General features: G+C 70.5%; 27 protein-coding genes and 1 pseudogene. 16 read left to right on the forward strand and 12 right to left on the reverse strand.

Features of this window, described 5'->3' with window-relative positions; genetic code table 11:
* The first annotated feature begins 72 nt into the window (after nucleotides 1-72).
* Complete coding sequence (locus tag EDD29_RS24580; protein ID WP_123666673.1) at nucleotides 73-351, forward strand: hypothetical protein; 279 nt, start codon at nucleotides 73-75, stop codon at nucleotides 349-351.
* A 312-nt stretch (nucleotides 352-663) separates the two neighbouring features.
* A complete protein-coding gene (locus tag EDD29_RS24585) occupies nucleotides 664-2,979 on the forward strand; it encodes a molybdopterin-dependent oxidoreductase (RefSeq protein WP_123666674.1) in 2,316 nt (771 codons plus the stop codon).
* Nucleotides 2,980-3,217: 238 nt separating this feature from the next.
* On the opposite strand, the gene EDD29_RS24590 is transcribed toward EDD29_RS24585, so the two are convergent.
* Nucleotides 3,218-3,769, reverse strand: coding sequence for an EF-hand domain-containing protein (locus EDD29_RS24590; RefSeq protein ID WP_123666675.1), 552 nt, complete (start codon nucleotides 3,767-3,769; stop codon nucleotides 3,218-3,220).
* Nucleotides 3,770-4,026: 257 nt separating this feature from the next.
* On the opposite strand from EDD29_RS24590, the pseudogene EDD29_RS48190 reads away from it, so the two are divergent.
* Together EDD29_RS48190 and EDD29_RS24595 are read left to right on the forward strand one after the other, a co-directional pair.
* Nucleotides 4,027-4,215, forward strand: a pseudogene (locus EDD29_RS48190) (type II toxin-antitoxin system RelE/ParE family toxin); the annotation flags it as partial.
* Nucleotides 4,216-4,275: 60 nt separating this feature from the next.
* A complete protein-coding gene (locus tag EDD29_RS24595; protein WP_148086082.1) occupies nucleotides 4,276-4,551 on the forward strand; it encodes a helix-turn-helix domain-containing protein in 276 nt (91 codons plus the stop codon).
* A gap of 232 nt (nucleotides 4,552-4,783) precedes the next feature.
* On the opposite strand, the gene EDD29_RS24600 is transcribed toward EDD29_RS24595, so the two are convergent.
* Nucleotides 4,784-5,461: a hypothetical protein gene (locus tag EDD29_RS24600; protein WP_123666677.1), complete on the reverse strand. Its 678-nt coding sequence runs from the start codon at nucleotides 5,459-5,461 to the stop codon at nucleotides 4,784-4,786.
* Nucleotides 5,462-5,722: 261 nt separating this feature from the next.
* Between EDD29_RS24600 and EDD29_RS24605 the strand changes: the two genes are divergently transcribed.
* Nucleotides 5,723-6,208, forward strand: coding sequence for a hypothetical protein (locus tag EDD29_RS24605; RefSeq protein WP_123666678.1), 486 nt, complete (start codon nucleotides 5,723-5,725; stop codon nucleotides 6,206-6,208).
* Nucleotides 6,209-6,868: 660 nt separating this feature from the next.
* On the opposite strand, the gene EDD29_RS45665 is transcribed toward EDD29_RS24605, so the two are convergent.
* The 3 genes from EDD29_RS45665 to EDD29_RS24615 all read right to left on the reverse strand — a co-directional run bounded on the left by EDD29_RS45665 (nucleotide 6,869) and on the right by EDD29_RS24615 (nucleotide 9,422).
* Nucleotides 6,869-7,027 carry a hypothetical protein gene (locus EDD29_RS45665; RefSeq protein ID WP_170201550.1) on the reverse strand — a complete coding sequence of 53 codons (159 nt, stop codon included), beginning with the start codon at nucleotides 7,025-7,027 and terminating at the stop codon, nucleotides 6,869-6,871.
* 82 nt (nucleotides 7,028-7,109) lie between these two features.
* Nucleotides 7,110-8,543 (reverse strand): MFS transporter, encoded by a 1,434-nt coding sequence (locus tag EDD29_RS24610; protein ID WP_123666679.1) that lies wholly within the window; start codon nucleotides 8,541-8,543, stop codon nucleotides 7,110-7,112.
* A gap of 36 nt (nucleotides 8,544-8,579) precedes the next feature.
* On the reverse strand, nucleotides 8,580-9,422 hold the full coding sequence (locus EDD29_RS24615) for an SDR family oxidoreductase (RefSeq protein WP_123666680.1): 843 nt from the start codon (nucleotides 9,420-9,422) through the stop codon (nucleotides 8,580-8,582).
* An 89-nt stretch (nucleotides 9,423-9,511) separates the two neighbouring features.
* On the opposite strand from EDD29_RS24615, the gene EDD29_RS24620 reads away from it, so the two are divergent.
* Nucleotides 9,512-10,168: a TetR/AcrR family transcriptional regulator gene (locus EDD29_RS24620; RefSeq protein WP_170201551.1), complete on the forward strand. Its 657-nt coding sequence runs from the start codon at nucleotides 9,512-9,514 to the stop codon at nucleotides 10,166-10,168.
* 368 nt (nucleotides 10,169-10,536) lie between these two features.
* Here the strand turns inward: EDD29_RS24620 and EDD29_RS24625 are convergent, their stop codons facing one another.
* The gene (locus EDD29_RS24625; RefSeq protein ID WP_123666682.1) at nucleotides 10,537-11,481 is read right to left on the reverse strand and encodes a DMT family transporter; all 945 of its coding nucleotides are present in this window, start codon (nucleotides 11,479-11,481) and stop codon (nucleotides 10,537-10,539) included.
* Between the two features lie 25 nt (nucleotides 11,482-11,506).
* On the opposite strand from EDD29_RS24625, the gene EDD29_RS24630 reads away from it, so the two are divergent.
* Nucleotides 11,507-12,028, forward strand: a complete 522-nt coding sequence (locus tag EDD29_RS24630; RefSeq protein ID WP_123666683.1) for a CGNR zinc finger domain-containing protein — start codon at nucleotides 11,507-11,509, stop codon at nucleotides 12,026-12,028.
* A 91-nt stretch (nucleotides 12,029-12,119) separates the two neighbouring features.
* Here the strand turns inward: EDD29_RS24630 and EDD29_RS24635 are convergent, their stop codons facing one another.
* Nucleotides 12,120-12,914, reverse strand: coding sequence for an SDR family NAD(P)-dependent oxidoreductase (locus EDD29_RS24635; protein ID WP_246052986.1), 795 nt, complete (start codon nucleotides 12,912-12,914; stop codon nucleotides 12,120-12,122).
* On the opposite strand from EDD29_RS24635, the gene EDD29_RS24640 reads away from it, so the two are divergent.
* Complete coding sequence (locus EDD29_RS24640; protein ID WP_211359878.1) at nucleotides 12,851-13,495, forward strand: LysR substrate-binding domain-containing protein; 645 nt, start codon at nucleotides 12,851-12,853, stop codon at nucleotides 13,493-13,495. The two genes, EDD29_RS24635 and EDD29_RS24640, sit on opposite strands and share 64 nt — an antisense overlap.
* Before the next feature lie 168 nt (nucleotides 13,496-13,663).
* On the opposite strand, the gene EDD29_RS24645 is transcribed toward EDD29_RS24640, so the two are convergent.
* On the reverse strand, nucleotides 13,664-14,686 hold the full coding sequence (locus tag EDD29_RS24645) for an LLM class flavin-dependent oxidoreductase (RefSeq protein ID WP_123666685.1): 1,023 nt from the start codon (nucleotides 14,684-14,686) through the stop codon (nucleotides 13,664-13,666).
* Nucleotides 14,683-15,546 carry an NmrA family NAD(P)-binding protein gene (locus tag EDD29_RS24650; RefSeq protein WP_123666686.1) on the reverse strand — a complete coding sequence of 288 codons (864 nt, stop codon included), beginning with the start codon at nucleotides 15,544-15,546 and terminating at the stop codon, nucleotides 14,683-14,685. The genes EDD29_RS24645 and EDD29_RS24650 overlap by 4 nt, the downstream gene beginning before the upstream one ends.
* 69 nt (nucleotides 15,547-15,615) lie before the next feature.
* Here EDD29_RS24650 and EDD29_RS24655 point away from each other — a divergent pair, with 69 nt between their 5' ends.
* Together EDD29_RS24655 and EDD29_RS24660 are read left to right on the forward strand one after the other, a co-directional pair.
* Complete coding sequence (locus EDD29_RS24655; protein WP_123666687.1) at nucleotides 15,616-16,257, forward strand: TetR/AcrR family transcriptional regulator; 642 nt, start codon at nucleotides 15,616-15,618, stop codon at nucleotides 16,255-16,257.
* A 349-nt stretch (nucleotides 16,258-16,606) separates the two neighbouring features.
* Nucleotides 16,607-16,807, forward strand: coding sequence for a hypothetical protein (locus EDD29_RS24660; RefSeq protein WP_123666688.1), 201 nt, complete (start codon nucleotides 16,607-16,609; stop codon nucleotides 16,805-16,807).
* A 35-nt stretch (nucleotides 16,808-16,842) separates the two neighbouring features.
* Here EDD29_RS24660 and EDD29_RS24665 read toward each other — a convergent pair whose 3' ends face one another.
* Nucleotides 16,843-17,415, reverse strand: a complete 573-nt coding sequence (locus tag EDD29_RS24665) for a TetR/AcrR family transcriptional regulator (RefSeq protein WP_170201552.1) — start codon at nucleotides 17,413-17,415, stop codon at nucleotides 16,843-16,845.
* A 445-nt stretch (nucleotides 17,416-17,860) separates the two neighbouring features.
* On the opposite strand from EDD29_RS24665, the gene EDD29_RS45670 reads away from it, so the two are divergent.
* Nucleotides 17,861-18,019 (forward strand): hypothetical protein, encoded by a 159-nt coding sequence (locus EDD29_RS45670; RefSeq protein ID WP_170201553.1) that lies wholly within the window; start codon nucleotides 17,861-17,863, stop codon nucleotides 18,017-18,019.
* A gap of 190 nt (nucleotides 18,020-18,209) precedes the next feature.
* On the forward strand, nucleotides 18,210-18,689 hold the full coding sequence (locus tag EDD29_RS24670; RefSeq protein WP_123666690.1) for a MarR family winged helix-turn-helix transcriptional regulator: 480 nt from the start codon (nucleotides 18,210-18,212) through the stop codon (nucleotides 18,687-18,689).
* 72 nt (nucleotides 18,690-18,761) lie between these two features.
* Here EDD29_RS24670 and EDD29_RS24675 read toward each other — a convergent pair whose 3' ends face one another.
* Nucleotides 18,762-20,186, reverse strand: a complete 1,425-nt coding sequence (locus EDD29_RS24675) for an MFS transporter (RefSeq protein WP_211359879.1) — start codon at nucleotides 20,184-20,186, stop codon at nucleotides 18,762-18,764.
* Nucleotides 20,187-20,555: 369 nt separating this feature from the next.
* On the opposite strand from EDD29_RS24675, the gene EDD29_RS24680 reads away from it, so the two are divergent.
* Nucleotides 20,556-22,085 carry an aldehyde dehydrogenase gene (locus EDD29_RS24680; protein WP_123670659.1) on the forward strand — a complete coding sequence of 510 codons (1,530 nt, stop codon included), beginning with the start codon at nucleotides 20,556-20,558 and terminating at the stop codon, nucleotides 22,083-22,085.
* Nucleotides 22,086-22,156: 71 nt separating this feature from the next.
* Nucleotides 22,157-23,014: a mycofactocin-coupled SDR family oxidoreductase gene (locus EDD29_RS24685; protein WP_123666692.1), complete on the forward strand. Its 858-nt coding sequence runs from the start codon at nucleotides 22,157-22,159 to the stop codon at nucleotides 23,012-23,014.
* A 302-nt stretch (nucleotides 23,015-23,316) separates the two neighbouring features.
* Here the strand turns inward: EDD29_RS24685 and EDD29_RS24690 are convergent, their stop codons facing one another.
* On the reverse strand, nucleotides 23,317-23,967 hold the full coding sequence (locus EDD29_RS24690; protein WP_211359880.1) for a TetR/AcrR family transcriptional regulator: 651 nt from the start codon (nucleotides 23,965-23,967) through the stop codon (nucleotides 23,317-23,319).
* Between the two features lie 122 nt (nucleotides 23,968-24,089).
* Between EDD29_RS24690 and EDD29_RS24695 the strand changes: the two genes are divergently transcribed.
* Both EDD29_RS24695 and EDD29_RS24700 read left to right on the forward strand, forming a co-directional pair.
* Complete coding sequence (locus tag EDD29_RS24695) at nucleotides 24,090-25,619, forward strand: bifunctional 3-(3-hydroxy-phenyl)propionate/3-hydroxycinnamic acid hydroxylase (RefSeq protein WP_123666693.1); 1,530 nt, start codon at nucleotides 24,090-24,092, stop codon at nucleotides 25,617-25,619.
* 35 nt (nucleotides 25,620-25,654) lie between these two features.
* Nucleotides 25,655-26,560: a VOC family protein gene (locus tag EDD29_RS24700; protein WP_123666694.1), complete on the forward strand. Its 906-nt coding sequence runs from the start codon at nucleotides 25,655-25,657 to the stop codon at nucleotides 26,558-26,560.
* The last annotated feature ends 3 nt before the right edge of the window (nucleotides 26,561-26,563 follow it).

Genomic DNA, 26,563 nt, shown 5'->3' on the forward strand with positions numbered 1-26,563 from the left:
CCCACGCACCGGGTGCGGCTCTCGGCCTGTTCCCGTCCGCACCGAGCACGTCACCCACCCGATCCAGCGGCTGTGGACTTCCCGCCTTCCCTCCGGGCCCGCCACCTCCTCAGCCCGATCCCGTTCCCCGCCGAACGACCGGAGGACCCCGCCCCTCCCGGGAAGCGACCACAGCGCGACCGCTCCCCCGCCGCCGTGCCGGACGACGTTCGCGACCAGCTCGCCGACCGCCGTCAGGCAGTCGTCCGCGGGGGCCGCCCCGTCGAGGTGACCGTCGTCCGCGTCCCCGGCGACCGCGTCGAGATCATCAGCAGGCTCCGGCGCGACGAGTCCGCCGCCTGGCGTCGATGAACCGCGAAGGGCGAGCGGTCTCGGACCACCACCTCGTCCGCCCGAGGGGATTCCGCGGCCTGCGACGCTCCGCCCTGCCGACCGGCGGCGCGACGGAGGGCGAGGGCGGTGCGGATGCTCGGGTCCGGCGCCGTGCGCCACTTCGGAGTGACACTTCGGTTACTTTGTGCGCCCGCCCTTTCGCTGATCGTGGTCGGTGGGTTGTCCTTGGGGTGTGCCGAGGCCGAGGGAGGCCGGCCCTTCGTGGCACGCCGCCCCGCAACGTGAACGACCGCGCCCCGGCCGGGGGGACCTTCAGAGTGGAGTCGACGCATGACGGAACAGCGCAGGTCGGTCGCGACGCACTGGGGCAGCTATATCGCCGTGGTCGATTCCGGCCGGTTGGTGCGGATCGAGCCGAAGCCCGATGACCCCACGCCGTCGCCCATCGGCCCCGGAATGGTGGTGGCCGCCGACGACCGCGCTCGTGTGCTGCGCCCCGCGGTGCGCAAGGGCTGGTTGAACGGCGAGCCGCGCGCCCACGGCACGGCCAGGGGCGAGGACGTTTTCGTGGAGGTGAGCTGGGACCAGGCGATCACCCTGGTGAGCGATGAACTCCGCCGGGTTCGTTCAGCGCACGGAGACAGCGCGGTGTTCGGCGGATCCTACGGCTGGGCGAGTGCGGGCAGGTTTCACCACGCGCAGGGTCAGCTCCACCGGTTCCTGGCGCTGGGCGGGGGATACACCGATTCGCGCAACACCTACAGCACCGCGGCGTTGGAGGTCGTCCTCCCCCACGTGATCGGCGGTCATCCGTGGAGCTACCAGTCGCGGATGCCGATGTGGGACGAGATAGCGGAGAACTGTGAGCTCGTGGTGGCGTTCGGAGGGCTCGCCCTCAAGAACAGCCAGATCAACCCTGGTGGGCTGGCCAGGCACCAGACGCGGGACCTGCAGCGCCGGTGCCGCGAGGCCGGGGTCCGGTTCGTGAGCATCAGCCCCATCCGCAGTGATGCCGCCGGCTTCCTCGACGCGCAGTGGCTGCCCGTCGTCCCGGGCACCGACACCGCGGCGATGCTCGGCATCGCCCACACGATGCTGGTCAACGGGTGGCACGATGAGGACTTTCTTCGCCGGTGCTGCGTCGGGTTCGACCGTTTCGCCGCCTACCTGGTCGGCGAGGTCGATGGCCTCCCCAAGGACGCCGCCTGGGCGGAGATGATCACGGGCATCGATCGTGACGTGATCACCGACCTCGCGCGCCGCCTCGCCACCCGGCGTTCTCTCATCATGGTCAACTACGCGGTGCAGAGGGCGGACCACGGCGAGCAACCGATCTGGATGTCCGTCGTACTGGCCGCCATGGCGGGCTCGATGGGCCGGCCCGGCTGCGGTTGGGGCGCGGGCTACGCGACGATGGACGCGACAGGCGTCGCCCCTGACCGCCCCTTCGTGGCGACCGTCCCGGCGGCTGCGAACCCCGTCGCGGAGTTCATCCCGGTGGCGAGGATCGCCGATGCCCTGCTGCATCCGGGGAAGGTCATCGACTACGACGGCCGGCGCCTCACCCTGCCCGAGCTTCGCCTGGTCTACTGGTGCGGGGGGAATCCGTTCCACCACCACCAGGATCTCCATCGGCTGGCCCGCGCGTGGCAGGTCCCTGACACGGTGGTGGTCCACGAAGCCTGGTGGAACACCTCGGCCAAGTTCGCGGACATCGTCCTTCCCGTCGCGACCAGCCTGGAGCGCGACGACTTCGCCGCCGGATTCTCCGACCCCCACATCGTCGCGATGCCGAAAGTCCGCGAGCCCGCCGGCGAGTCGCGCACCGATCACCAGATCTTCGCAGCCCTGGCCTCCCGGCTCGGATACGAGCGGGAGTTCACCGAGTCACGCTCGGAGAGCGCATGGGTCCGGCACCTGTACGAGCAGACGAGGGCCGAACTCGGCGGCGATGCCGCCCTGCCGGGCTTCGAGGAGTTCTGGCGCGTCTCCACCGCCGCGCTGCCGCCGTCCACCGGGCCGTTTCCCGGCAGCTTCGAGGACCTGCGCACGGATCCGCTGCGTTTCCCCCTGCCGACGCCGTCGGGCCGAATCGAGATCTTCTCCGAGAAGATCGACTCGTTCGGCTACGACGACTGCGCCGGGCATCCGATGTGGTTCGAGCCGACGGAGTGGCTTCGGGCCGACCTGTCGGACCGGTACCCGCTCCACCTGATCTCGAATCAGCCGGCCTCGCGCCTGCACAGCCAATACGACAACGGCGGCCACAGCCTTGATTCGAAGATCCGCGGTCGTGAGCCCGCGACGATCAATCCGCTGGACGCCGAGTCGCGCGGCATCGAGAACGGCATGATCGTACGCGTCTACAACGACCGGGGCAGCTGTCTGGCGGGCGCGGTCCTCTCCGACGACGTCATGCCGGGCGTCGTGCAACTGTCCACGGGAGCGTGGTGGGATCCGGTCCGGCCCGGCCGGCGCGGAACTCTGGACCGCCACAGCAATCCGAACGTCCTCACGGCGGACCGGCCGTGCTCGCGACTGTCCCAAGGACCGAGTGCGCTCAGCGCGCTGGTCGACGTCGAGCGCTACGACGGCCCCCTTCCCGAGGTGCTCGCCTTCTCACCACCCGGTCTTGATGGGCGATAGCGGCGCCCGGCCGCGAACGCAACGATGATGAGCCGGGTCCCGAACGCTCCTCCCCGCGAGAACGAGGATGCCGGGCGGGGAGCACGTCGCGACGGGGCCGGCGAACCGAGGGGCCGATGGGACGTCGCGATCCACACCGGCCCCGGAAGGCCCTCACCCGCTCAAGATGTCCTGGCGCGTCTTGCCGCCGCCGTCCGCAACCGCCGGGAACCGGGCATCCCGGCCGGACGTGGCTCCGTCAGCCGACGACCCTGCCGAACAAGTGGTTGGCGGGGGCGTCGGGGTCGTCGCCGTAGAAGAACTCCGCGAGCGCCCGGTGGAACTCGGCGCGGTCCAGCGTGCCCGAGCCGTCCAGGTCCAGAGCGTTGAAGACCTCGGTGCAGTCTTCGAAGGGGAGGTCTCCGGCCAGACCGAAGATCTGCTGGAACTCCTCGCGGTCGATCTTCTCGTTGCCGTCGAGATCGATGAGGTCGAAGTAGCAGTCGGCCACCGACTGGATCTGCTGCGGGTACCGGGCAGGGTCGGTCAGGGCCTGCCGGAACCCCTCGGTCATCTCCCGCAGATCGATCCTCCCGTCGCCGTCCTGGTCCATCGGTGCGATCACTTGAGTCCAGAACGCGTCGAGCCCCCGGATGAGCCGTTGCGCGGTCTCGGACTCCGGCCCGGCGCTACGGGCGGCGATGTAACGCTCGCCCATCCGCAGGACGTCCTGCCGAGTGATGACCCCGTCGCCGTCGGTATCGGCACCTCTGAACCACTGCTGGTATTTGCGATCTCTGAGTACGGCCATGACGACTTAATGTAGCGAATCCACTCCTCTGAGTAAAGAGTTCAGCCGGTCACGGCAATCGGCCAGACGACGGTCGAGTTTCAGCGAGGTGGCCGCTGGAGCACCGGCCGACACCGGCAACGGGCTGCGCCCGTCCCACACCGCGGCGACGCCGAAGGACAGCGCCCGTCCGGACGACGCCCTCGCCGCCACGACCAGCGCGAGCCTCCGCCTCCGCGGCCGAATCCCGATGACCGCAGGCCGACAAGGCCTATGGCCGAGCTCTCTTCTACCGCGGCCTCCTCGCGTCCAAGGGGCCTTCGCTCGGCTTTCCGTACGCCGGTCACCTGAAGGGAAAGGTTTGGGAGCTGCGTCCGGCGATCCTGGGCGTCGAGGCCCGCGTCACCTACTGGCTGACGAGCGAAAGACGGGCCGTGCTGCTGACGGTCTTCACCAAGACGCGGCGCAGCGAACAGAAGCGGGTCGACCGGGCGGTGCGCGCGAGAAGATCTACGACAGGAGCCGAGATGAGCCGGCACAGGAACCGGGAGCGCGCTGAGCGGGACACCGAAGAGGTCTCCCAGGGCTACGAAGGGGCCCGGCTCGCCTACGAGCTGGCCGAGTGGGCGCGCAAGCGGCGCGAGGATCCGGGTCTCTCCCAGGCCGCCGTCGCGGCACGGGCGGGAATGACCCGGCCGGCCCTGCCGGTCCTTGAAGCGGGCGGCACCCTTCCGACCGTCCCGCTCCTCCGGCGGCTCGCCCAAGCCTTGGACGCCGAATTCGACCTGGGGCGGTCACGTTGATCGCTCCGCCTTGCCGATCCAGCGAGACGATGGCCGATCGCTTTCGGGGAGGTCTTCGATGTGGTGGCTTGTCCTGGTAGTGGGCTGGCCGGCCGGTGGCGTCATCGCGCTGATGCCGGTGGTCCGGGGAATCGTGCTCGGCGTCCGATGTGGTCGGCGGCACCCGCACCCGGCGGGCACCGGTGTCGGTTCCCGACGAGGAGGGCGAGGGCGGGCTCGCGTGGAGAACGGCTCAGGTGATCCACAGGAGGGACAGCAGGAGGGTCGCGCATCCGAAGCACGCGGCGGCGATGACCAGGCTGAGCAGGATATGGCCGATGCCGCTGCGGACGGCGGAGTGACCGGTGGCGAGTCCGACCCTGAGATCGTCCGCGAGAACCGCTTGGACTCCGGGCGAGCCGTGGTCGGGACGCCCGAACACGTCGATGAGGGCGCCGACCTCAAGGATCGCCTCCCGTTCCACGAGGACGACGCGCTGGAGGTCCGGGTGGCTGCTCCTGCGCTCGCGGCCGTGCTCGACGCCCCCGACCGTCAGCTCGCCGATCGGCACCAGGGCCTCCCCGCTGTCGTCGGCCACGGCGAACGGGACCGAGGACGTCCGGTGGCCGGAGGGGAGCGACGGCCGCTTGTCCCCCGACGAGCCCTGGGACATGGGCTCGCCATGGCTGCGCACCGACCACCACACGCAGGGTCTGCCCGAGATCGGAGCCTTGAGCGGACCGTCCGGTCCCGGGCCGGCCCTGCCGACGAGCCGCACCCCTTGCCGCTCGTCCTCGTACGGCAGCCGAGCGCACTCGACCTTCCGATGGCTCGGCCCCTTCAGCAGCTCCCACAGGCTCACGGCGGCCAGCCACAGCATGAAGCCGCCCGCGGCGAGGAGCGGTAGGGAGGCCAGAACGGGAATGACCACGGCATCTCCTCTGCCTGGGGTGTAATGACCCCTCACGATCGCACCGGCCCGGCCCCGAGCGCACGGGACGTGTGTCCCGCCGCACCCAGCCGTGCCATGCCCCGCGCGAGACCCCCGGAGCCCGTCCACCATGCGCCGCCGCGGGCAGGTGCCGGACGAGGACCGCGTCGGCCGCTCGGTGACCGGGCCGCTCGACTGCGGCACGGCCCTGCCGACGAGCGGACCGAGGAACGATCGGGCGGCACCTCACGTTCCAAGGACGTGCGGACGAAACTGGCCGAAGGCGCCGGCGCGGTAGCGGTGCTGCTCATGCTCACCGCCGCCTGCGGCGTTGGCGGAAGCGCGCCGCGGGCGGTGGCCAAGTCACAGTCGCCGTCACCGGTGCTGACGGACACCGCCGCCGTCACGGAGTCCTTTCCCGGGCTCGGGGCGATCTCCGCGGCCCGGTGGACCGAGGACGCGCTCGGCGTCGACACCCGCGGCTCCGTTCCAGGGCCGACGGACTTCCGGTTCGAGGCGGTCGTCGTACTCACCGACGAAAACGCCAGGAACTTGCGCGAACGGTACACCTGGACGCTCAAGGCGGCCCCGGCACCAGGCCCCCGCCTGGCCACCGGCCTCGACCCCGCACAGACGAGCCGACGGTGGTCCACGAACTCGGAGTTCTCCGGCGAGGTCCTCGGCGGCTCCGCTGACGTCTACATCGATTTCCCGACCCGCACCGCGTACTTCACGACCCTGAGGTGAACGGATCCACCGCAAGCCGCTGACGCCTGTCCCTCCCGGCCGGCCGGTCCCGCGTTGCGGCTCGTGCCGATGGAGTTCCCAGTCGGCCGGGAGCCGCATCTCCCGGGGCCGCGGCTCGAGCCTGATCGGCCCGGCTCCTTCAACAGCCCCGCCACCGGTGCTCCGCCCTCGGCCCCCGGGCCGCCGCGGGGCACCGGGATCGCGACGCCGTCCCGGTGGGTCGTCGAGTTCCGCATCTTCCCGCCGCTTCCGTCGGCCGCTCCCCGCGGTTCATCGCATGGGTTCGCGTTCATGCCGGAAGGTCGCCCCTGCGCCGGAGTCGACCCCGCGCCGACGCGGCCTCCGCGGTCGGACATGACCACCCCTCCCGATCAGAGCCGAACCTCGAACGGCCTGGGCTCTTCCAACCTCGGAACGCACCGCCCCAATGACTACGAGCGGCTCCACCGGCCGTCCGCGCGAAGCACCTGACCACCACCTCGCTGGTGTCCGTGCCACGGGAGGAAGCTCACGCCGCGCATCGCCGATCTGGGCGACACCCGCCTGTGGCGCACCGACACCCGCGCCACCCACGGGCCGCTCGACGCGATGTCGCGGCACACCATCCGCCTCGACCAGGTCCGCGGGCCGCTGGGCCGCTATGCCGCGCGTCGCAGGATCTTAGGAGGGGATGTGGTGGTCGGTGCGTGCCACGTCCGGCCGGTCGGGCAGGTGCTCCTTGAACCTTGCCGGTCCGGCTTCGGCGTTCGCGCGCAGGGCCCAGTCGCCGCGTGCGGCTACCGGGCGCGGCCGGCTGAAGCCGGCCGCGATGACGTGCATGAGCTCGGGGTCGTAGGTGTGAGTGGTATCGGTTGCGCTTTCGGGTCGGTGGGACTGCGTGGGAGCCGACTGGCGGTCGGGATCAGGCGGCGGTGGTGAAGTGTTCGGCCGGTTCGGTGGCCGGGGCGGCGCGCCGGTAGGGGATGGCGAGGGTGAGAAGCGCGGCCAGGAGGCCGGCGCCGACGCCGATGGCCAGCGCGGTCTGGAAGCCCGCCTCCGACGGCAGGGTGCGGCCGCCTGCGGTGGTGGTCATCTGGGCCAGGACGACACCGATGACGGCGGCGGACGCGGAGGTGCCGATGGACCGCGTGAGGGTGTTGAAGCTGTTGGCCGCGGCGGTCTCGCTTTGCGGGACGGCGTCCATGATGAGGGCGGGCATGGCGCCGTAGGCGAAGGCGACGCCGGTGGTGCAGAGGCACGCGGCGATCATGACGCCGGGAGCCGAGCCCATGAGGGTCAGGTGGGCGCCATAGGCGGCGGCGATGACGAGCGCTCCGACCGCGAGGGTGGTCTTGGGGCCGCGGGCTGCGGAGAGCCTGGCGCCGAGCGGAGAGACGACCATCATGACCAGGCCGGCCGGGGCCATCCACAGGCCGGCGGCGAGCATGGACTGGCCCAGACCGTAGCCGAGTTCCGCGGGCAGTTGCAGGAGCTGCATCGCGACCAGGCTCTGCACGTAGAGGGCGAAGCCGACGACGACGGAGGCGATGTTGGTCATCAGGACCTGGGGGCGGGCGGTGGAGCGCAGGTCGACCAGCGGGTCGGGGTGCCGCAGCTCGAAGGCGCCCCAGGCGAGCAGGATGATCAGGGCGGCGGCGAGCGCGCCGAGGGTGGCGGTGCTGGTCCAGCCCCACTGGGCGCCCTTGGAGATCCCCAGGAGCAGGCAGACCAGACCGGCGCTGAGGCCGAGGGCGCCGATCGGGTCGAAGCGTCCCTGCGCGGTGGTCGGGGTGGAGGGGATGAGCCACCAGATGAGGGCCAGGACGAGGGTCGCCAGGGCGGCGGTGCCCCAGAACAGGACGTGGAAGTCTGCGTGCTCGCCGACGGCCGCGGCGAGCGGCAGGCCGAGGGCCGAGCCGATGCCCAGGGAGGCGCTGATCAGCGCGATCGACCCGCCCAGCTTCGCGGGCGGCATGACGTCGCGCAGGATGCTGATGCCCAGCGGGATGATCCCGACTCCCAGGCCCTGCAGGCCGCGGCCGATGACCATCGGGACGAGCGCGGTGGACAGGGCGCAGACGACGGACCCTGCGATGAGCGGGACCGTGCTCGCCAGCAGCAGTGGCTTCTTCCCGTACAGGTCGCCGAGGCGGCCGGAGACGGGCGTGGCGACCGCGCCGACCAGGAGCGTCACGGTCACCACCCAGGAGGCGTTGGACGCCGAGGTGCCCAGCAGGGCCGGCAGCTCGCCGATGAACGGCACGACGATCGTCTGCATGATCGCCCCGATGATGCCCGCGAACGCCAGCGTTCCCACGATCAGCTGAGAACGTGCCGCGGGTGCTGTCTTTTCCATGAGATCTCCCGAAGAGGCGGTGCGGTCGCGTGCCGGTCAGCCGCGGTGGGCCGACCGGGCCGCGCTGAGGCGGATCGCGGCGACTGCGCCTCCGTCGACGAGCAGGTCGGTGCCGGTGATGAAGGCGGCGTCGGGGCCCAGGAGGAAGGCCGCGGCGGCGGCGATGTCGCCGGGGGTGCCCATGCGCCCGGCCGGCGAGCCGTCGATCATCGCGCGCATCGACGCGCCCGCTTCCCCGGCGAGCTCGTCGCGGCCCTGGGGGGTGGAGATGATGCCGGGGCTGATCGAGTTGATCCGGGCCCCGCGCCGTCCCCAGTCGAGCGCCGCGGCCGCCATGCGCAGCTGGTTCGCCCGCTTCGACACGACGTAGGCGTGGGTGGGGAACTCGACGAGGTCGGAATTGAGGAAGGGCAGGGACAGCAGATCGTCGGCCGGGATGACGCGCAGCGCCTTCTCCCTCTCGGGGGTGAGCTGCGGCTCGCCCAGCGTCCCGGCCATGCTGGCGATCACGATCCCGGACCCTCCCGGGGCGATGACCTTGCCGAACTCCTCGACGCTGTAGGCCACCCCGGCCAGGTCGACCGCCAGGATCGCGGCCGCGCTGGACTTGGCCGCCGACACCCCGGCGGTGTGGATCAGCTGCGTCACCGGCCCGAGACCGGCCGCGACCTGAGCGAGGTCGGCGACCGAGGCATGGGAGGAGACGTCCACGACCGCGGTGGTGACGTCGTAGCCGTCGCCCTCCAGATCGGCGTGGACCCGGGCCAGCAGCTCCTGGTCGTAGTCGGCCAGCAGCACCCGGGCGCCGGAGCCGACCCGGCGGGTGATCGCCTCGCCCATACCGCCGACACCGACGGTGACGATGACCTTGTCGGACATGAGGAACTCCTTCACGGGAAGAGGACCGGACGGACCGGACCCGCATGTTTTGACAGACTCTGCCAAAACCGCACCCTAGACTCATGACCGTGACGAACGCTGGACCCAACCGCGGCGGGCGGCCCCGGCGGGCGACAGACCCCGTGGCCTCGCTCAGCCCCGCCGCCGTGGCGCTGCTGGCCGAGCGCGGATACTCCGAGTGCACGATGGCCGACCTCGCCCGGGAACTGGACGTCAGCGTCCGCACCCTGCACCGCTACTTCCCCGCCAAGGCCGACATCGTGTGGAGCCCGATCGAACGCGCCCTGGCCGACCGCAGAGCCTTCCTGGAGGCCGCCGACCCCGGCGAGCACCCCATGGACGTGCTGCGGCGCGCGATCTGCTCCTCCCTGCAGGACATGGCCGCCGAGACCGGCCACCTGCGCGCGGCCGTGCGTCTGGTCGCGGCCACTCCCGAACTCGCGGTGTCCGAACGGGTCCGGCTCGGCACCCAGATCAACCGCGACTTCCTCGCCGAACGCCTGCCCGCCGACGCCTGGCCCCCCCTCGCCGACGTCCTGAGCGCCGCGATCAGCACCACCACCATGGCCGCCATGAGCTGGTGGGCCGCACAACCCCCCGGCACCCACGAACCCCACACCGTCGTCGACGAAGCACTCCGCAAACTCCAGAAGGGCTTCATCGAACCCGCGGCCGACGACCGGCCCCCCGCACCCGAGAGAGTCCACAGCCCCAAAGCGGGCTGAGCCGCCCTCGCCAGGTGTCGGGATCAGAAGGCTTCCCGGTGCCCCGCCGAAGCCGTCCTCCCCACCCTGGAAGATCGGACGCTGGGCAGCAGAACACCGCTCCGCGCGCCCGTTTCCGGGCTCTGATCGATGACAGGTTCTCCCGACGGGCAGGAGAGGACTCCGTCCTTCTCCGAGGAGCCGTCGGCGCGGATCGTCTGCTCGCGCGTGTCCCCCGCGACGCAGTCGCTGCTGCGGTGACGGCACCTCCTCACCGAGGCCGGCCTACTCGTCACGGCGGTCGCGAATCGTCGTGGCCGAGCAGGTGGAACCGGCGATGGCCTCGTGGGAGCAGCCGGACCGCAGGGGCCGGGCGGGCACGGGATTCCTCATCCCGTGCCCGCTCGACGCTGAGCCGTCCAGGCGATCGTCACGCCGAGTGTGATGAGGACCCCGCCGACGGCGCTTCCGGGCGAGAGGCGTTCGCCGAGCAGAGTGATGCCCCCGATGACGCCGACCAGAGGTTCCAGGAAGAGCAGAAGGCCGGCCCGGCTGCTTCCCGAGCGGGCCACGGCCAGGTTCCACAGCAGCATGCCGGCCACGGTGCTGCCGAGGGCGAGGAAGGCCAGTTCGCCCCAGGCCGCCCGTGGCAGCGCAGCGAGCTGGTGCGCGGGGATCATCCAGGTGAGTGCCAGGTATGGGACGGCTCCGGCCGCGGTGGAGGCCGCGGTGGCCGCCAGAGGGCCGAGGGTGAGGCTGAGCGGGCGCAGCACGATGGTGTAGGCCCCGAAGAGCGCGGTGCCCAGCATCACCAGACCGAAGCCCTCGAGTGTGCGGCCTCCGGACTCGGCATGCAGGGCGTTCGGACCGGCGAGGACGGCGATCCCGGTCAAGGCGACAGCGGACCCGCCCCACGCCCGGGCGGAGACGGATTCGGCCAGGAAGACCCGGCCGAGGCCCAGAATCCAGATCGGTTCGGTCGCCAGGATCAATGCGGCCGTCGACGCCGGCAGCCACTGGATACCGAGGGCCACAGGCAGGTTGTAGCCGACCATGCCGAGGAGGCCGGCGGCGACGAGGCGGACCACGGTGGCTCGGTCGAGTCGCCTCAGCACGGGTACGCACCACGGCAGCAGGGCGACGCCCGCGATGAGCGTGCGCAGCGCGGCAAGATGCAGCGGCGCCACGTCGGCGACGACCGCGCGGGTGGCGACCGGCGCAAGTCCCCACATGACCACCGCTATCAGACCACTGGCCATTCCCCGCCCGAAGGCGGGCTCCCCGTCACCGACGCGGGCGCTCCCCGCTTTGACCGTCCCCATGTTCGAGTCCATGGGCTCACGATGCTGTAATGGCTTTGTGCAGTTCAACACTTACACCGCGGCGGGAGCCCACATAGCTGCGGACCTGGTCAACCAGCCCTCACCCCACGCCGCATGGCTGACCGACCTGCTGAGCGGCCATGACGTTCATCAGGCGACCGCCGACGACGCGATGGTCGAAGACCTCCGGCAGTGGACGCTCCGGCTCCGGCCGGTCTTCGAGACCACGTCAGCGCAGCAGGCGACCCTGGTGGACGCCCTCCTCATCGCCGCGGACTGCCACCCTCGCCTCGTCAGCCACGACGGCCTCGCCCACCACCTCCACTACGCCCCCTTGCACGCGCCCCTTCCCGCGCGGGTCAAGGCACTCACCGCCGCCGGACTCGCCCACCTGATCGCGGACGGTGCCGGCGGACGGCTCGGCCGCTGCGGGCGCAGTGGATGTCCGCTCGTCTTCCTGGACACCTCGCGCAACGGCCGCCGGCACTTCTGCAGCGTTCGGTGCGCGAATGCCGTGAACGTCAGCCGCTACCGGACTCGACACCGGCAGAGCGGGTAGTGAGGCACCGACGCCCCCGCTAGGGATTCTCCTGCGACGCACGACGCGCGGCCGACCTCGAGAACGGGAACGGTGGGCACCGGTGTGCCCGTCACCAGGGCACCGTTCCGGCGTCGTCGAAGAATCCGCCGGTCGGCCCGTCGTCGGGCAGGGTCGCGAGGTGAATCGCGATGGCCGCACCCTGTCGCGGTGTACGGACGCCGCGAAAGCCGTTGAGGTCGGTGGCGGTGAAACCGGGACAGCCGGAGTTGATCAGGATGTTGGTGTCACCCAGCTCCGTGACGTAGTGGACGGTGAGGGCGTTGAGGAAGGTCTTCGAGGCCGAGTAGGCGGCGGGAACCTGGCCCAGGCCGATGCCGGGTGTGGTGTGCAGGGCGAGCGAGCCGACGCTGCTCGACATGTTGTCGATCCGCGGTGCGGCCGAGGCGCGCGACATCGGCAGCATCGCGTTGGTGACCCGGATGACCCCGCTCACATTGGTCTCCACGACGGCTCGCACGGTCGCGGGAGCGACCGTGGTCGGTGTCTGCGGCATACCGCCGGTGACGGCGGCGTTGTTGACCAGGACATCGAGCCCTCCGGCATGGTCGGCGATCAATTCGGCCGCCGCGGCCACGCTCGCGTCGTCGGTCACGTCGGGCGGCACACCGAACGCATCGGTCCCGGCCGCGCGCAGCTTCGCCACCGCGGTGTCGCGGCGCCGCCGATCGCGCGCGCCCACACCGATGCGCCAGCCGAGCGCGGAGCGTCCAGCGAACTGGTGTCGAAGCTGCTGCACGCCTACGCCGCCGAACCGGGCGCCGCGGCGGTCGAGGTGATGCTGTGCGGGCCAGGCCAGCCGGAAGGTCTGCCGCGCGACGGGCGGGCCGACGTTGCTCTGCTCCACCGGCCTTAGACACGACAGCCGGATTCGACACCGCGGATCTGCACACCGAACGGCAGGTCGTGGTCCTGCCCGCGGGGCGTCCCCTCGCCGATCGGGCGCACGTGCCGTTGGCCGAGGTCACCACCCTGACGAACCTGCCCCTGCCGCGCCGGCCTGGACGGGACGGCGGCTATCCGGACGGCCCCGGCCCGCAGGTGCGCGACCATACCCAACTGTGCCAACTGATCGCGCTCGGGCTGGCCTGCGCGGTCGTACCCGAGTCGCTCCGCATCCAGCTACGCGACGATCATGCCGTCGTGCCCGTGCCGGACGCACCGGCCGTCACGACCGTCATCGCTTGGCCACCGCACAGCAGATCCCAAGCCGTTGCCGACCTCGTCCTCACCGCGACACGGCTCCGACCGACACCGCTGTTCTCCGGCCGTATCGAGCATCACCGATCTTTCGGGATACATCCGGATTCGGAGCACATCCGGAAATGCCGCGGCACCCGCGACCCACGCCGTCGAGGTGATCTGGTCCGACCGGCCTTCGAGGTGTCCGAGTACAGAAACCGACGCCGGCCGGCGGCGCTCGGGTAGCGGGGTCGGCGGCCTGTTCGTCGGCGTCGGCGAGCACCCGGTAGACGGAGACGACCGAGGGATCCTGGCCGGTGTACTTGCCGGCCTTGATGGTGCGCTCGCTCATGGACTCGCGCCCGTCCACCCATCAAGCCCCCGCTCTCCCGCACTCGGTCAGGCCGTCGACGATCACTGGTCCGCAGGGTCGGCCTGGAGCGCGGCGGCGACGGCGGGCACGACCTTGCGGGCGAGAACCTCGATGCGGGCGGCGGCGCTGTCGGGGGTCTCACCGGGCAGCTGCGCCCAGAAGTGGATGTCCTGGATGTCTGGGTAGGTGCGGATCAGGTCGAGGATCCTCGTGGCGGCCGTCGACGGATCCCATGCCTCATAGGCGCCGCCGGCCAGGAGGGCGTGCCGGTCCTCGATGCGGGGAGTGGGTGAGGCCGGGCCCTCATTGCCCCAGTCGATGTAGGTGTTCATCTGGTAGAGCGCGTGGTCGCCGACCCGCGCCCACTCCCGTTCGGGGTCGTCGGCGACGATCGCCCACTGGGCGGCGAAGACCTGCGGGGCGCGGCCGAGGGAGCGGGCGGCGTCGAGGTAGGCCGGGATCGTGGAGTCGGCCATGGACAGGAATCCGTCACCGAGGGCGGCGGCCCGCCGGATGGCCGGTTCGGCGATCCCGCCGATGAGGATCCGGGGCGGCTGTTCGGGGACCGGACGGACCTTCACGCCGGAGACGTCGTAGCGCCGGCCGACGGCGTTGATCTCCCGTCCGGACCACGCCTGCCGGATGATGTCGATGCCCTCGGTGAGCAGGCTGGGCCGGTGGCCGAGCGATTTCCCGAAGGCCGCGTACTCGACGTGCCGGTAGCCGAGGCCGACGCCCAGGTCGAAGCGGCCCCCGGACAGCAGCGACACGGCGGCGGCGTCTTCGGCGAGCCGGATCGGGTCGTGCAGCGGCGCCAGCATGAGGTTGGTGCCGAGCCTGATCGTGGTCGTGCGCTGGGCCGCGGCGGCGGCGAACACGAGCGGGGACGGGACGTAGCCGTCGGCGGCGAAGTGGTGCTCGCTGAACCAGGCCGATCCGATCCCGAGGGATTCGGCCCAGGCGATCTGCTCGAGGACGGCCCCGTACAGCTCGGTGAAGGTCAGCCGCGACGGTTCAGGGTTGCGCAGGTCGTACCAGAGGCCGATGCGGGGCATCGCGGTCATGCGAACCACTCCGTGTGCTCTTGCGCGAAGGACGGGAAGGTGAGGGCGGACCGGCCGGTGATCTCGTGGACGGAGTCGTTCGGCCCGGCCAGGAAGCCGTTGCGGATCACGACGTCGTAGAGGAAGCCGAGGTCGTCGACGAGGTCTTCCCCGTGGCCGTCCTCGACCAGCGACCGCTGGAACTCCTGGCGGGAGATGTCGCGGAAGGAGAGGTCGTGGCCGGCCGCCCGGCTGAGGGCGGCCGCCATCGACGTGCCGGTCACGTCCTGGGCGCCGACCACGTGCAGGTCGCGTCCGGCGAACCGGGACGGTTCGGTGAGCAGGACGCCGCAGACGTGGGCGATGTCGCGGGCGTCGACGGCCGCGATCGGGCCGTCGCCGATCGGCAGGGCGAGCACGCCCGTGCGGCCGGCCCGCTCGGCGACCAGGTGGAGGTTCTGCATGAACCAGCCAGGCCGCACGATCATGTGGTCGACGCCGCAGCCGCGCAGATGCTCCTCGGCCGCGTGGTGGGTCCGGGCGATCGCCAGAGGTGAGTCCGCGGACGCGGCCGGCACCGAGACCTTCACGACCGGTGCCCGCCGCGTGGAGGCGTTGACGTCGATGACCCGGATCTCCTGGTCGAGCTGGCCGGGGGTGTTGGCGGTCAGGAGCAGCACCGAGTCGGCGTCCGCGATCAGCCGCCCGATCGCCTCGCCGTCGTCCAGATCGCCGAGCAGGGGCGTTCCGCCCGCGGCGCGGACACGCCGGGCGGAGTCAGGGGTCCGGGCGAGCGCCGTCACGTGCGCGCCGGACCGGGAGAGCCAGGTCAGGAGAGGGGTGCCGACGGTGCCGGTCCCGCCGATGATCGCGATGTTCATTCCCCGGACTTTACATACCGCCGGTCGGTTTGTCGATGGCGATGGGTACTCGCCGTCTAGGATCGGGACATGCGACGCCAGCAATCAGAGCGCTCTGACACCACCAAACAGGCCATCGTCGCCGCCGCATGCGACCTGTTCACCGGGCATGGATACGACCGCACCAGCCTCGACCAGATCGCCGAGAAGGCAGGGGTGTCCAAAGGCGCGCTCTACCACCACTACCGCGACAAGACCGAGATCCTCGCGGCCGTCTACACCGACCTGTGCCATCACATGAGCGAACGGCTGCTGGGCGACGTCGAACCGGGATCCGATCCCATCGAGGCCCTGAGATCAGGCAGCCGCTTCTTCCTGAACGCATGCAGCGAGCCGTCCTACCGGCGGATCGCGCTCATCGACGCCCCCGCCGTCCTCGGCTGGTCCCGCTGGCGCTCCATCGACGCCGACGGCGGCGGCTTCGGCCTCCTGCGCCAAGGGCTCGTCGCCGCAGCCGATGCCGGGCTGACCTCCCCCGAACACCTCGAGGAACGCGCCCACCTCCTCATCGCCGCCATCTTCGAGGCCGCGCTCCTCATCGCCCGCTCCGACACCCCCCACACCACCCGAGCCGTCATGGCCGAGCTCCTGGACCGGCAACTCGAAGACCTGCGCACCGCACCCGGCCGACCGGGTGGAGGACCCGCGGTGGCCGACCGGCCGGCCGATTGACCACTCGCCCGACTCGCCCTGGACTGTGCCTTGGGTCGCTTGATGGCGTGATTCGTTGAACGTTGAGTTCCGCCAGCGCCTCCTCATCGGCCTCGGACGCCGCCCGCGGCACCTCTTCGGGATAAGCCGGGAACCGGCCCTCGATCTCATCGAACTCCAACAGCACCGCGGAACCCGGACCGGTCGACCCGGCCTTGTCGCCGATCAGCTTCCGGTCACCCTCGACCGGCGTCCACGCCCCGATTCCAGCAGGGCCCAGAGCACGCCGCCGGAACTCCGGCGGACAGGGCTTGGGCACGACGAACGATCCCCTTCGGACAGTCGCCGAACCGGATCTCCCTCAACCTCGGTGCCCGTCCAGGGGGAGCATCACATCACCGCCCCCCTGGACGCGAGCGGCCGGCCGGCCGGGCGTGTGAGCCGGGCCGTCACCGTCACCGCGGCCGGCCCGCTCACCGCGGCGACCGCCAGGTACAGCAGGCCCGTCGCGGGGCCGCCGGCCTGGATGGAGGACTCGGCGTCGGTGACGAACGTGGAGAAGGTCGCGTAGCCGCCCAGTACGCAACCCGCACAGCCGCCACGCGCTCAAGTGTGTCGCAAAGACGGTGTGGTGAAAAGGTCGACCAGGCTGTGAAGATATGTGCGGAACCGAATCATGGTTCGCGGATCATCTTTACCGACTCGCTGTCCCTGTTCGTCGAGGATGCCTCCTCTAACGAAGGCGCGCACGCACCACATGATGGTCCAGAGCGCGAATTCGGCATCAATGTCTTCGCGAATTACCCTCGCTACCAGCCGTCGCCCGTTCTGGAAGTTGGGAGAGAAATACATTTTCTCGATCTCTGTTATATCCGCAGCATCGGACATCGTCCGTTGCATCCACAATGCAGTGGCGTCGGGATTATCCAGGGCATATTCGAGAACTTCATCGACCAGATGGTACAGGCCGGTTCTATCGTACGTGAAGTTTGCAGAAATCTTCTCGGCCACCGACTGCTCATTGATCGCCACTGCGCGAAAAGCCGCCATATAGAGCTGAGTCTTGTCCCCGAACTCACGACGGGCGACAGCCACGGGAACACCGGCCGCGTCAGCCACCATCTGCAGGCTCGTCTGGTCGAATCCCAGTTCGGCGAACAGGTGAACCGCGGCGCGCACGAGCTCCGACCGAACCAACTCTCGAGAATCTTGCATACGCCCTCTTCCCGATATCCCCACCCTCTTATATTAAACACTCCATCTGACACAGAATTCTCATCTGGCGCTAATTTCCGCCCCGAAGTTCCCTAATCCCATAAAGACAGCATCAAGCAAGGGTATTGACATATCCCCAAGATGGCACTGCCGGGTTCGGATGCCGTGTCAGCGTCGCCCCACTGAATCATCCCCCGGTTTCCGAGCGATTACGGGACAGACGCGAAACCGGACACCGAAGGCCAGGCCTTGGAGAGCACGGAACCCGCCGACGCACCGAAGCCGGAGAAGGCCGGTCGGAAATCCACCGTAAAGAGCGGGGCACCGAGGGCCTGGCGCCCCGCCCTCCCCGTCCCACGTCACCGCCGAAAGCGGCGCACATACGCGTGCTCAAGAGCACTTTGTCGGCGTGATCGGGGAGCCGACAGCCACGATCGGCTTCGCGTCCATCCTGGACGGCCTCGGCGTCAAGGGCGTGCCCGGGCGGCTCAAGGCCGTCTCCGTTCGCGACTGCTCGGGCCTTGTCGGGGAGTTCGGAATCGAAGACGTCGGTTTGAGCATTCCATAATGGACCTCATCTCCAGCCGATCAGCTTTGGTCTGCAGGGGCAAGAAAGTTTGCCGCGTTCGATGCCGGGTCGGCCGACCGGTCGCATCAACGAGGCGCTCTCCTACATTCCTCACCCACCCCATTCATCATTACTTGCATCATGCATATAGCATGTATCATGCACTTTGCAGGAGTTGCAGGGAGGTTTGATGGACGACGCGATATCGGTGATCGAGTACGAGACACTGCTGTTGGGGAGGCACCGCAGCGGGCGTACGCTTCGTCCGAGCGATCTACCCTGCCTGGACCGCAGCGCCTTCGCGGTACTCAGCCGGATTCAGGCGGAGGGACCCATGTCGATCAGGCGGTTGAGCGAGGTCTTCGGACTCGATCTGTCCACGATCAATCGCCAGACGAACAGCATGATCCGTTCGGGCCTGCTCGCGCATGCGAACGACCCTGAGGGAGGAATCGCGCGCCTACTGTGCCTGACCCCCGAGGGCGAGCGGCGCCTTTCCGGGGAGCGGGCTGCGAACATCCGCGGGCTCGAGCGGGTGCTCCTCCCGTGGAGCTCCGATGACATCTCGGCATTCGCCGAGTATCTGCGGCGCTTCAATTCTGATGTCGAGAGCCTTGCAAACCGGCCTTTTCCCGCACCGGTGACCGCGGCGCCGACCGGCGGGTCGTGACGGCATGGGCGCTCGAAGGCACCGGGCTGTTCGCCCGGTGCCTTCGAAGTCTGGTGATCGCTCTCCGCGTGCCTAGGCGACCGCGTCGGTGAGCGGGTTCGCGTTCGTGCCGGCGCCCTCCGGGGACTTCTCAGAGCCGGTGCGCATGAAGAGTCCGGCGACCAGGGCCAGCGCGGCCGCCACCGCCACCATCGCGAACACCGTGGTGTATCCGGCGCGCGAGCTGAACGCGGTCCCCTCGACGAGGTGCTGGGAGAGCAGGACGGTGCCGATCGAGGCTCCGATGCCGGCGAAGGCGGTCTGGGTGACCATGTAGACGCCCTGCGCCTCGCTGGTGTTGGCCTCCGGGACGCCCTCGATGATCAGGTTCGGCAGCGAGCTGAGGATGAAGCCCGTCGCGCCGGTGAGGACGATCTGCGCGATCACGAAGCCGACGATCGTGTCGAGCAGGATGGCGGACAGGACGGCCGCGATGATACCGAGGGTCGAGCCGATGATGAAGGCCCGGTGGGACCGGCCGTTGCGGGAGATCCGGCCGCTGAGCGGGGAGAGGATGAACCCGATGAGGCCGATGCCGAAGGACAGGGCGCCGGCGTTGCTGGCGCTGAGGCCGAGGCCGACCGGTGCGCTCTCGGGCGTCTGCCAGACCATCTGGCCGATGAAGCCCGAGACGCCGAGGGTGCCGAAGGAGACCAGGGCCGTCGCGACAAGGGTCAGGCCGAGCTTGCGGTCGAAGAAGAAGCGGATGTTGATCAGCGGGACGTCGACGCGAAGCTCCCAGCCGACCCAGGCGGCGAGGACCACGAGGCCGCCGAGAACGAAGCCGATGGTCTCGCCGCTGGTCCAGCCCCACTCGCTGCTCTCGTGGATGCCGTACAGGACCAGCGCGATGCCCGGGGCGAACAGCACGCCGCCGAACCAGTCGACCTTCTCCAGGCCCGCCTTGAAGATCGGGCTGGGCAGGAAGCACGCGCCGATCGCGCTGACGGCGGCGAGAGCGGCGGCCACCACGAAGATGTAGTGCCAGCCCCAGGCGTCGACGATGTTGCCCGCGACGATGTTGCCGGCCGCGCCTCCCCACATGGCCGCACCCGCGACGACGGCGACGGCGACGGGCAGGTTCTTCTGGGGCACGTTCTCGCGCAGGACGCCGATGCACAGGGGGATCAGCCCGCCGGCGAGCCCCTGGATCGCCCGGCCGGCGATGATCATTTCGAGGCTGCCGGCCGCGAGGCTGATGACCGATCCGATGATCGAGGCCGCGAGCACGACGATCAGGACGTTGCGGCGGCCGAAGGCGTCCCCGAGCTTGCCGCTGATGGCCGCGGACGCCGCGCCCACCAGGAGGAAGCTGGTGAGGACCCATCCCGCGTCGCCGGGGGTGGTGTCGAAGTCCTTGATGATGTCCGGCAGCGCCGTGTACATCATGGTCGATTCGAACGAGCTGACGATGGCGGCGACGATCAGGATCCCGATGACGAACGGGAGGGGCCGCAAGGGGCGCGGATCTATTGCTGCCGGGGTGGTGGTTGACATCTTCGCGCTTTCTCCGGGGGTCTCGCACTGCGATGTGCATGCACAATGCATCGGTGTGGGGAGTGGAAGCTCGATTCCACGGGCCGTTCTGCTATACAGAACATGCGATCGCTACAACGTAGCGAGTGTGATCCGGCCAACACCACATGTCAAGCCTCGTCGCACACCTCACCCCTCAACCTACGGGTCAGAGGCCGTCACGACCCCTGGGTGCCCGCACGCACTCCCTTGCGTGACCTCCACTACACTGTCTAAAGTAACGATTGTTCTCTTATGCGAAACACCGGGCTGCTTCCGCGGAAGTCCTGCAAGCCCGGAATCGGAGGTTCGATGTCCAGCCCTGTCGGCACCGTGGAATCTGGGGGCGCGGGGTTCTCCGCGCGGGAGCGGGCGCTGCCGCTCAGCCACCCGGACCGTCTCTTCATCGGCGGTCAGTGGGTGGCGCCGACGACGTCCTCGACGTTCGCGATCATCGATCCCACGACCGAGGAGCTCTACTACCGGGTCGCCGAGGCGGGCCCGGAGGACATGGCGAAGGCCATCGCCGCCGCGCGCACCGCCTTCGACCGGTCGGAATGGCCCCTGCTGGCGCCCGCCGAACGCGCCGAGTGGCTGCGCAAGATCGCCGACGGGCTGCGCCGCCGGGCCGCCGACGCGAGCCATCTGTGGACGCGCCAGGTCGGCGTCCTGCACACGATGTCGTCGGCGTCCATCGAGCGGGTCGGCGCGCACTACGACTACTATGCCGATCTCGCCGCGGACTTCCCGTTCGAGGTTCGCCACCGGCCTTTGCAGGGCGCCTTCGGCAATGTGGTCCGCGAGCCGATCGGCGTCGTGGGCGCCATCGTCGCGTGGAACACGCCGATGTCCCTGGCCGCGTACAAGGTCGCGCCCGCGCTGCTGGCCGGCTGCACCATCGTCCTGAAGGCCCCGCCGGAAGCGCCGGGCGAGGCGTACGTGCTGGCCGAGGTCGCCGAGGAGATCGGCCTGCCCGCCGGCGTCCTCAACGTGCTCACCGCGGACCGCGAGGTCTCCGAGCAGCTCGTGCGCGACCCGCGCGTCGACAAGGTCGCCTTCACGGGTTCGAGCGGAGTCGGCCGGCGCATCGCGAGCATCTGCGGCGACCGGATGGCCCGCTACACCCTGGAGCTCGGCGGCAAGTCCCCGGCCGTCATCTTCGACGACTACGACCTGGAGACCGCGGCCAGGTCGCTCGCGGACGCCGAGTGCGTCCTCAACGGCCAGGTGTGCTCGTCGCTGACCCGGATCATCGTCAGCCGGCACCGCCACGACGAGTTCGCCGAGGCCCTCGGCGCCTTCTTCGGCTCCGTCCGCGTCGGCGACCCCTACGACCCCGCCTCCCAGCTCGGTCCGCTGGCCATGGAACGCCAGCGCGACCGCGTGGAGAGCTACATCGCGAAGGGCCTCGCCGAGGGCGGGAAGCTCGTCACCGGCGGCGGCCGCCCCGACTTCGAGCGCGGCTTCTACATCCAGCCGACCGTCTTCTCGGGCGTCGACAACCAGGCGACGATCGCCCAGGAGGAGATCTTCGGCCCGGTGCTCAGCGTCATCCCCGCCGACGACGAGGAGCACGCGATTCAGCTGGCGAACGAGACCGTCTTCGGCCTCAACGCGACGGTCTTCACCAACGACGTCGACCGCGCCTACCGGGCGGCCCGCCGCCTGCGCGCGGGCACGGTCGGCCACAACGGCTACCGGACCGACCCGCGGATGGGCTTCGGCGGCTTCAAGCAGTCCGGCGTCGGGCGTGAGGGCGGCCGGGACGGCCTGCTCCCCTACCTGGAGTCGAAGACGGTGATCCTGGACGAGATCCCGTCCGGGTACGAACCGCTCGTCTGACCTTCCCCTGATCTCACCGGCCGGTCCCGGGACCGGCCGGTTCTCCACTGAAATTTCCCAGGAGGTTCTTCATGTCCGGACGCGTCGAAGGCAAGGTCGCCTTCATCACCGGCGCCGCACGGGGCCAGGGCCGCAGCCATGCCGTCCGCCTCGCTGAGGAGGGCGCGGACATCATCGCCGTCGATCTCTTCGAGGACATCAGCACCGTTCCGTACCCGCTGGCGACGAAGGACGACATGGCGGAGACGATCCGCCAGGTCGAGGCGCTCGGCCGCCGCATCCTCTTCACGAAGGGCGACGTCCGTTCGCTGCCCGAACTGCAGGCGGCCGTCGACCAGGGCGTCGCCGAGTTCGGGAAGCTCGACATCGTGATCGCCCAGGCGGGCATCCTGACGATGGGCCTGGACACCCCGCAGGCGTTCATGGACGTCGTGCAGGTCAACCTGGTCGGTGTGATCAACGCCGTCTCCGCGGCGATGCCCTACCTGCAGCCGGGCGCCTCGGTGATCCTGACGGGCTCGACCGCGGCCCTGCTCCCCGGCACCGTCGACGCCGCCGGCGCGGGCGGCCTGGGCTACGCGCACGCCAAGCGCCACGTCGGCCGCCTCGGCCACGACCTCGCCCGCGTCTACGCCGGGCAGCAGATCCGCGTGAACGTCGTGCACCCGACGAATGTCGACACCGGCATGATGGACAACGAGTTCATGTACAACGCCTTCCGCCCCGATGTGGAGAACCCGAACCGCGAGGACATGATCCCCGCCCTGGTGACCAAGTCCCCGATGGGCGTCCCGTGGCTGCCTGCCCGCGACGTCTCCGAGGCCGTCCTGTACTTCGCCTCGGACGAGTCCCGCTGGGTCACCGGCCAGCAGCTCAAGCTCGACGGCGGCCAGCTGGGCCCCATCTCCAACGCGGGCGTCCCCGCCTGACCCGGGCGTTCCCCGTCTGTGACCGGCGGCCGTCGTGCGCGAGCGCGACGGCCGCCGTTTCGGCTTTCCACGGCCGCCGCGCCCTCCGGCGAGCGCCCCGGATGGCCGGCCCTCGCCGTGTCCGCCCGTGCGCAAGCCCGGCTCACCGAAGGTGACCGCGCCGACGAAGATCCCGGCGAAGACTTCCGCGTGGTGGCTGCGCGGCAGCGAGCCTTCGCCCGCACCGGCCGACGCCCGAGCGACCACCGCACGGCCTTCCGCCGCACCCCGGACTGACGGCGTCCCGCCCGGCGGCCGGTGGATCAGGAGGACTGCCGGGCGCGGAAGGCCGCGACGCGGGCCTCGCCGAGGGCGGCCATCGCCTCGGTGAGGAGGTCCATCTCGGCGTCGGTGGTGCGGCCCGGGTCGGTGTGGACGGCGATGAAGGCGCCGTCGAAGGACGAGACGCCGAAGCCGGACAGGGCGTCGGCGACGGCTTCGGCGGCGTCCGCGCCGTCGGGGGCGAACGCCGACTTGATCATGTCGTGCATGTGCACGAGGCCCTCGATCCGCACCTCGGTGACGATCCGGGCGACCTCGGGGGCCTCCTCGCTGAGCCGCAGGAGGATGAACAGCCGCAGGAACTCCTCGCGCGAGGTGAAGACCCGGCCGGTGCGGCGCAGGTACCAGCCGAGCCGCTCCCGCGAGGTGCCCCCGGGCGGGAGTTCGGCGTGGCCGCGCGCCAGGTCGTCGAAGAAGCCGCGCGCGCCGCGTTCCATGACCGCGGCGAGCAGGCCCGCCTTGGAGTCGAAGTGGTGGTAGATCGCGCTCTTCGGCAGCCCGGTCTCCCGGCCGAGGTCGGCGAGGCTGGTGGCGGCGTATCCCCGGGTGGACATCATCCGGGAGGCCGCGTCGAGGATCTCCTCCCGCGAGCGGCGGCCCCGCTTGTTCAGGGCGTATTTGGGGATCTCCACGGCCGAAGTCTAACGGGGGCTTGACAAGGGCCGTTCCAGCGACGTTAGCTGTGCCGCACAAGTTTTGTACCGGTCGTTCAGTACAAAACTCCGCTCCGCCACCCCATGAGAGCAGTACGCACATGACCGAGCACTTCGACGCGGAAATCGCGATCATCGGATACGGGCCGAGCGGCGTCGTCGCCGCCAACGCCCTCGGCGCCCACGGCGTCTCGGCGATCGCCTTCGAACGCGACCGCGACATCCACCCCCGGGCCCGCGCCGTGACCGTCAACGACTGGACGATGCGGATCTTCCAGGCCCTCGGCATGGACGAGATCCTGAAGAAGGACATGGACCCCATGCGCGCCCTGCGCTGGATCACCTACGACGGGGAGGTCCTGCTCGGCGTCGGGTTCCCGCCCTCGACCCTGGGCGGCGGCACCCGCTTCTACAGCATCTACCAGCCGGTCATGGAGGCCGCCCTGCGCGCCTGCGCCGAGCGGTTCGCCGACCGGATCGAGGTCCGCTACGGCGCGGAGGTCGTCGCCCTCGCCCAGGACGCGACCGGCGTCACCGTCACCTCCCGCGACACCGCGACGGGTGCCGAGACCTCGGTCCGGGTCCGGTACGCCCTGGCCTGCGACGGCGGCAGCAGCCCCACCCGCGCCCTGGTCGGCGCCCGGCTGGAGGGCGGCACCCTCGACACCACCTGGCTCGTCGTGGACTGCCGCGTCAAGCGCTGGTGGCCGGACCGGAACCTGCTCACCTTCTGGTGCGACCCCGACCGCCCCGTCGTCGACATCGCCCTGGCGCGCGGCAACCACCGCTGGGAGCTGCCGCTGCGCCCCGAGGAGACGCCCGCCGACTTCCCCACCTCCGCCGAGGTGTGGCCGCTGCTGAAGAACCTCGGGATCACCGAGGACGACGTGGAGATCCACCAGCACGCCTTCTACAAGCACCACTCGCGGATGGTCGACCGCTGGCGCACCGGCCGGGTCTTCCTCGTCGGGGACGCGGCCCACCTCATGGCCCCCTGGGCCGGCTCGGGCATGCAGTCCGGGATGCGCGACGCCCACGACATCTCCTGGAAGCTCGCCCGGGTGCTGCGCGGCGACCTGCCCGAGGCGTTCCTCGACACCTACGAGGCCGAGCGCCGCCCGAACGTCGCGGGGTTCATCGAGATGTCGGAGGAGCTCGGCCGGATCGTGCGGCTGGAGGGCGACGGGGCCGCTCAGCCCGCGCCGCCCGAGGGCGAGGACGCCCCCGAGCCCCCGCTCATCCAGCCGCCCGTCCTCACCGCGGGCTGGCTGCGCGGCCCGCTCGGCGACGGCGTCGTCGGCCGGATGCTGCCCCAGCCCGCCGCCGCCGACCCGCGCGGCCGGGTCGCGCCGCTCGACGACCTCCTCGGCGACGGCTTCGTCCTGCTCGGCGACGACGTGGACCCCCGCGAGCTGCTCGACCCGGCCGAACGCGCCGGATGGGACGCGCTCGGCGCCCGCTACCTCGCCGTCCGCCCGGTCGGCAAGGGCACCGAGACCGAGGCGGAGATCGTCGACCTCGACGGCGTCCTCGGCGCGTGGCTGCGCGGCTTCGGCGTCCGCGCCGTCGCCGTGCGCCCCGACCGGTTCGTCGCGGCCTGCGACCTGCACGGCCTCGCCGTCCCCGCCTGACACCCTCGCACCCACCCCGCAGAAAGGAACGTTCCATGACCCGCGTGAACGAACTCGCCTACGTCGTCTACGAGGTCGCCGACCTCGCCGACTGGGAGCGGTTCGCCGTCGACCTGCTCGGCATGCAGATCGGCGAGCGCACCGCGGACTCCCTGACCCTCCGCATGGACGCCAAGGCCCACCGCTGGATCTGCGAGCGCGGCCCCGCCGACGACCTCGCCGCCAGCGGCTACGCGGTCGCCGGCGCCGCCGCCCTCGACACGCTCGTCGCCCGGCTCCGCGCGGCGGGCGTCACCGTCGCCGAGGGCGACGCCGCGCTGGCCGCCGCCCGCAAGGTCGAGCGGATCGCCGTCACCGCCGACCCGCTGGGCAACCGGATCGAACTCGTCGTCGGCCTCGCCGACGCCCCCGCGCCGTTCGCGTCGGAGCGGTTGCTCGGCGGGTTCGTGACCGGGCGGGGCGGCGCGGGCCACGTCGTCCTCACCGAGCAGGAGGCCGAGCGCGCGGACCTCCTCGCCTTCTACACCGACCTGCTCGGCTTCGCCGTCAGCGACTTCATCGACGAGGAGATCCAGCCCGGCATCGTCGCCAGCGTGGTGTTCCTGCACTGCAACGAGCGCCACCACTCGCTCGCCTTCGCCGGGATGCCGTTCCCCAAGCGGATCCACCACTTCATGGTCGAGGCCGCGAACATGCTCGACGTCGGCCGCGCCTACGACCGGTGCATGGACGCCGGGCAGCGGTTCGAGATGACGCTCGGGATGCACCCCAACGACCGGATGTTCAGCTTCTACGTCCGCACGCCGTCCGGGTTCAACGTCGAGTTCGGCTGGGGCGGGCTCGTCATCGACGAGGCCACCTGGAAGGTCCAGCACTTCGACGAGCTCAGCTCCTGGGGCCACCGGCCGCCGGAGGTCGTGAGCGCGCTGCTCCAGGCCTGACGC

This window comes from Actinocorallia herbida (assembly GCF_003751225.1).
Classification (GTDB): Bacteria; Actinomycetota; Actinomycetes; order Streptosporangiales; family Streptosporangiaceae; genus Actinocorallia; species Actinocorallia herbida.

Excerpts from the sequence above, each read along its gene's own strand:
- EDD29_RS24615 (WP_123666680.1), bottom strand. The coding sequence starts at position 9,422 with ATGTCCGACAAGGTCATCGTCACCGTCGGTGTCGGCGGTATGGGCGAG.
- EDD29_RS24655 (WP_123666687.1), top strand. The coding sequence starts at position 15,616 with ATGCGACGCCAGCAATCAGAGCGCTCTGACACCACCAAACAGGCCATC.
- EDD29_RS24645 (WP_123666685.1), bottom strand. The coding sequence starts at position 14,686 with ATGACCGCGATGCCCCGCATCGGCCTCTGGTACGACCTGCGCAACCCT.
- EDD29_RS24700 (WP_123666694.1), top strand. The coding sequence starts at position 25,655 with ATGACCCGCGTGAACGAACTCGCCTACGTCGTCTACGAGGTCGCCGAC.
- EDD29_RS24595 (WP_148086082.1), top strand. The coding sequence starts at position 4,276 with ATGAGCCGGCACAGGAACCGGGAGCGCGCTGAGCGGGACACCGAAGAG.
- EDD29_RS24670 (WP_123666690.1), top strand. The coding sequence starts at position 18,210 with ATGGACGACGCGATATCGGTGATCGAGTACGAGACACTGCTGTTGGGG.
- EDD29_RS24590 (WP_123666675.1), bottom strand. The coding sequence starts at position 3,769 with ATGGCCGTACTCAGAGATCGCAAATACCAGCAGTGGTTCAGAGGTGCC.
- EDD29_RS24585 (WP_123666674.1), top strand. The coding sequence starts at position 664 with ATGACGGAACAGCGCAGGTCGGTCGCGACGCACTGGGGCAGCTATATC.
- EDD29_RS45665 (WP_170201550.1), bottom strand. The coding sequence starts at position 7,027 with ATGCACGTCATCGCGGCCGGCTTCAGCCGGCCGCGCCCGGTAGCCGCA.
- EDD29_RS24650 (WP_123666686.1), bottom strand. The coding sequence starts at position 15,546 with ATGAACATCGCGATCATCGGCGGGACCGGCACCGTCGGCACCCCTCTC.
- EDD29_RS24680 (WP_123670659.1), top strand. The coding sequence starts at position 20,556 with ATGTCCAGCCCTGTCGGCACCGTGGAATCTGGGGGCGCGGGGTTCTCC.
- EDD29_RS24625 (WP_123666682.1), bottom strand. The coding sequence starts at position 11,481 with ATGGACTCGAACATGGGGACGGTCAAAGCGGGGAGCGCCCGCGTCGGT.
- EDD29_RS24685 (WP_123666692.1), top strand. The coding sequence starts at position 22,157 with ATGTCCGGACGCGTCGAAGGCAAGGTCGCCTTCATCACCGGCGCCGCA.
- EDD29_RS24610 (WP_123666679.1), bottom strand. The coding sequence starts at position 8,543 with ATGGAAAAGACAGCACCCGCGGCACGTTCTCAGCTGATCGTGGGAACG.
- EDD29_RS24695 (WP_123666693.1), top strand. The coding sequence starts at position 24,090 with ATGACCGAGCACTTCGACGCGGAAATCGCGATCATCGGATACGGGCCG.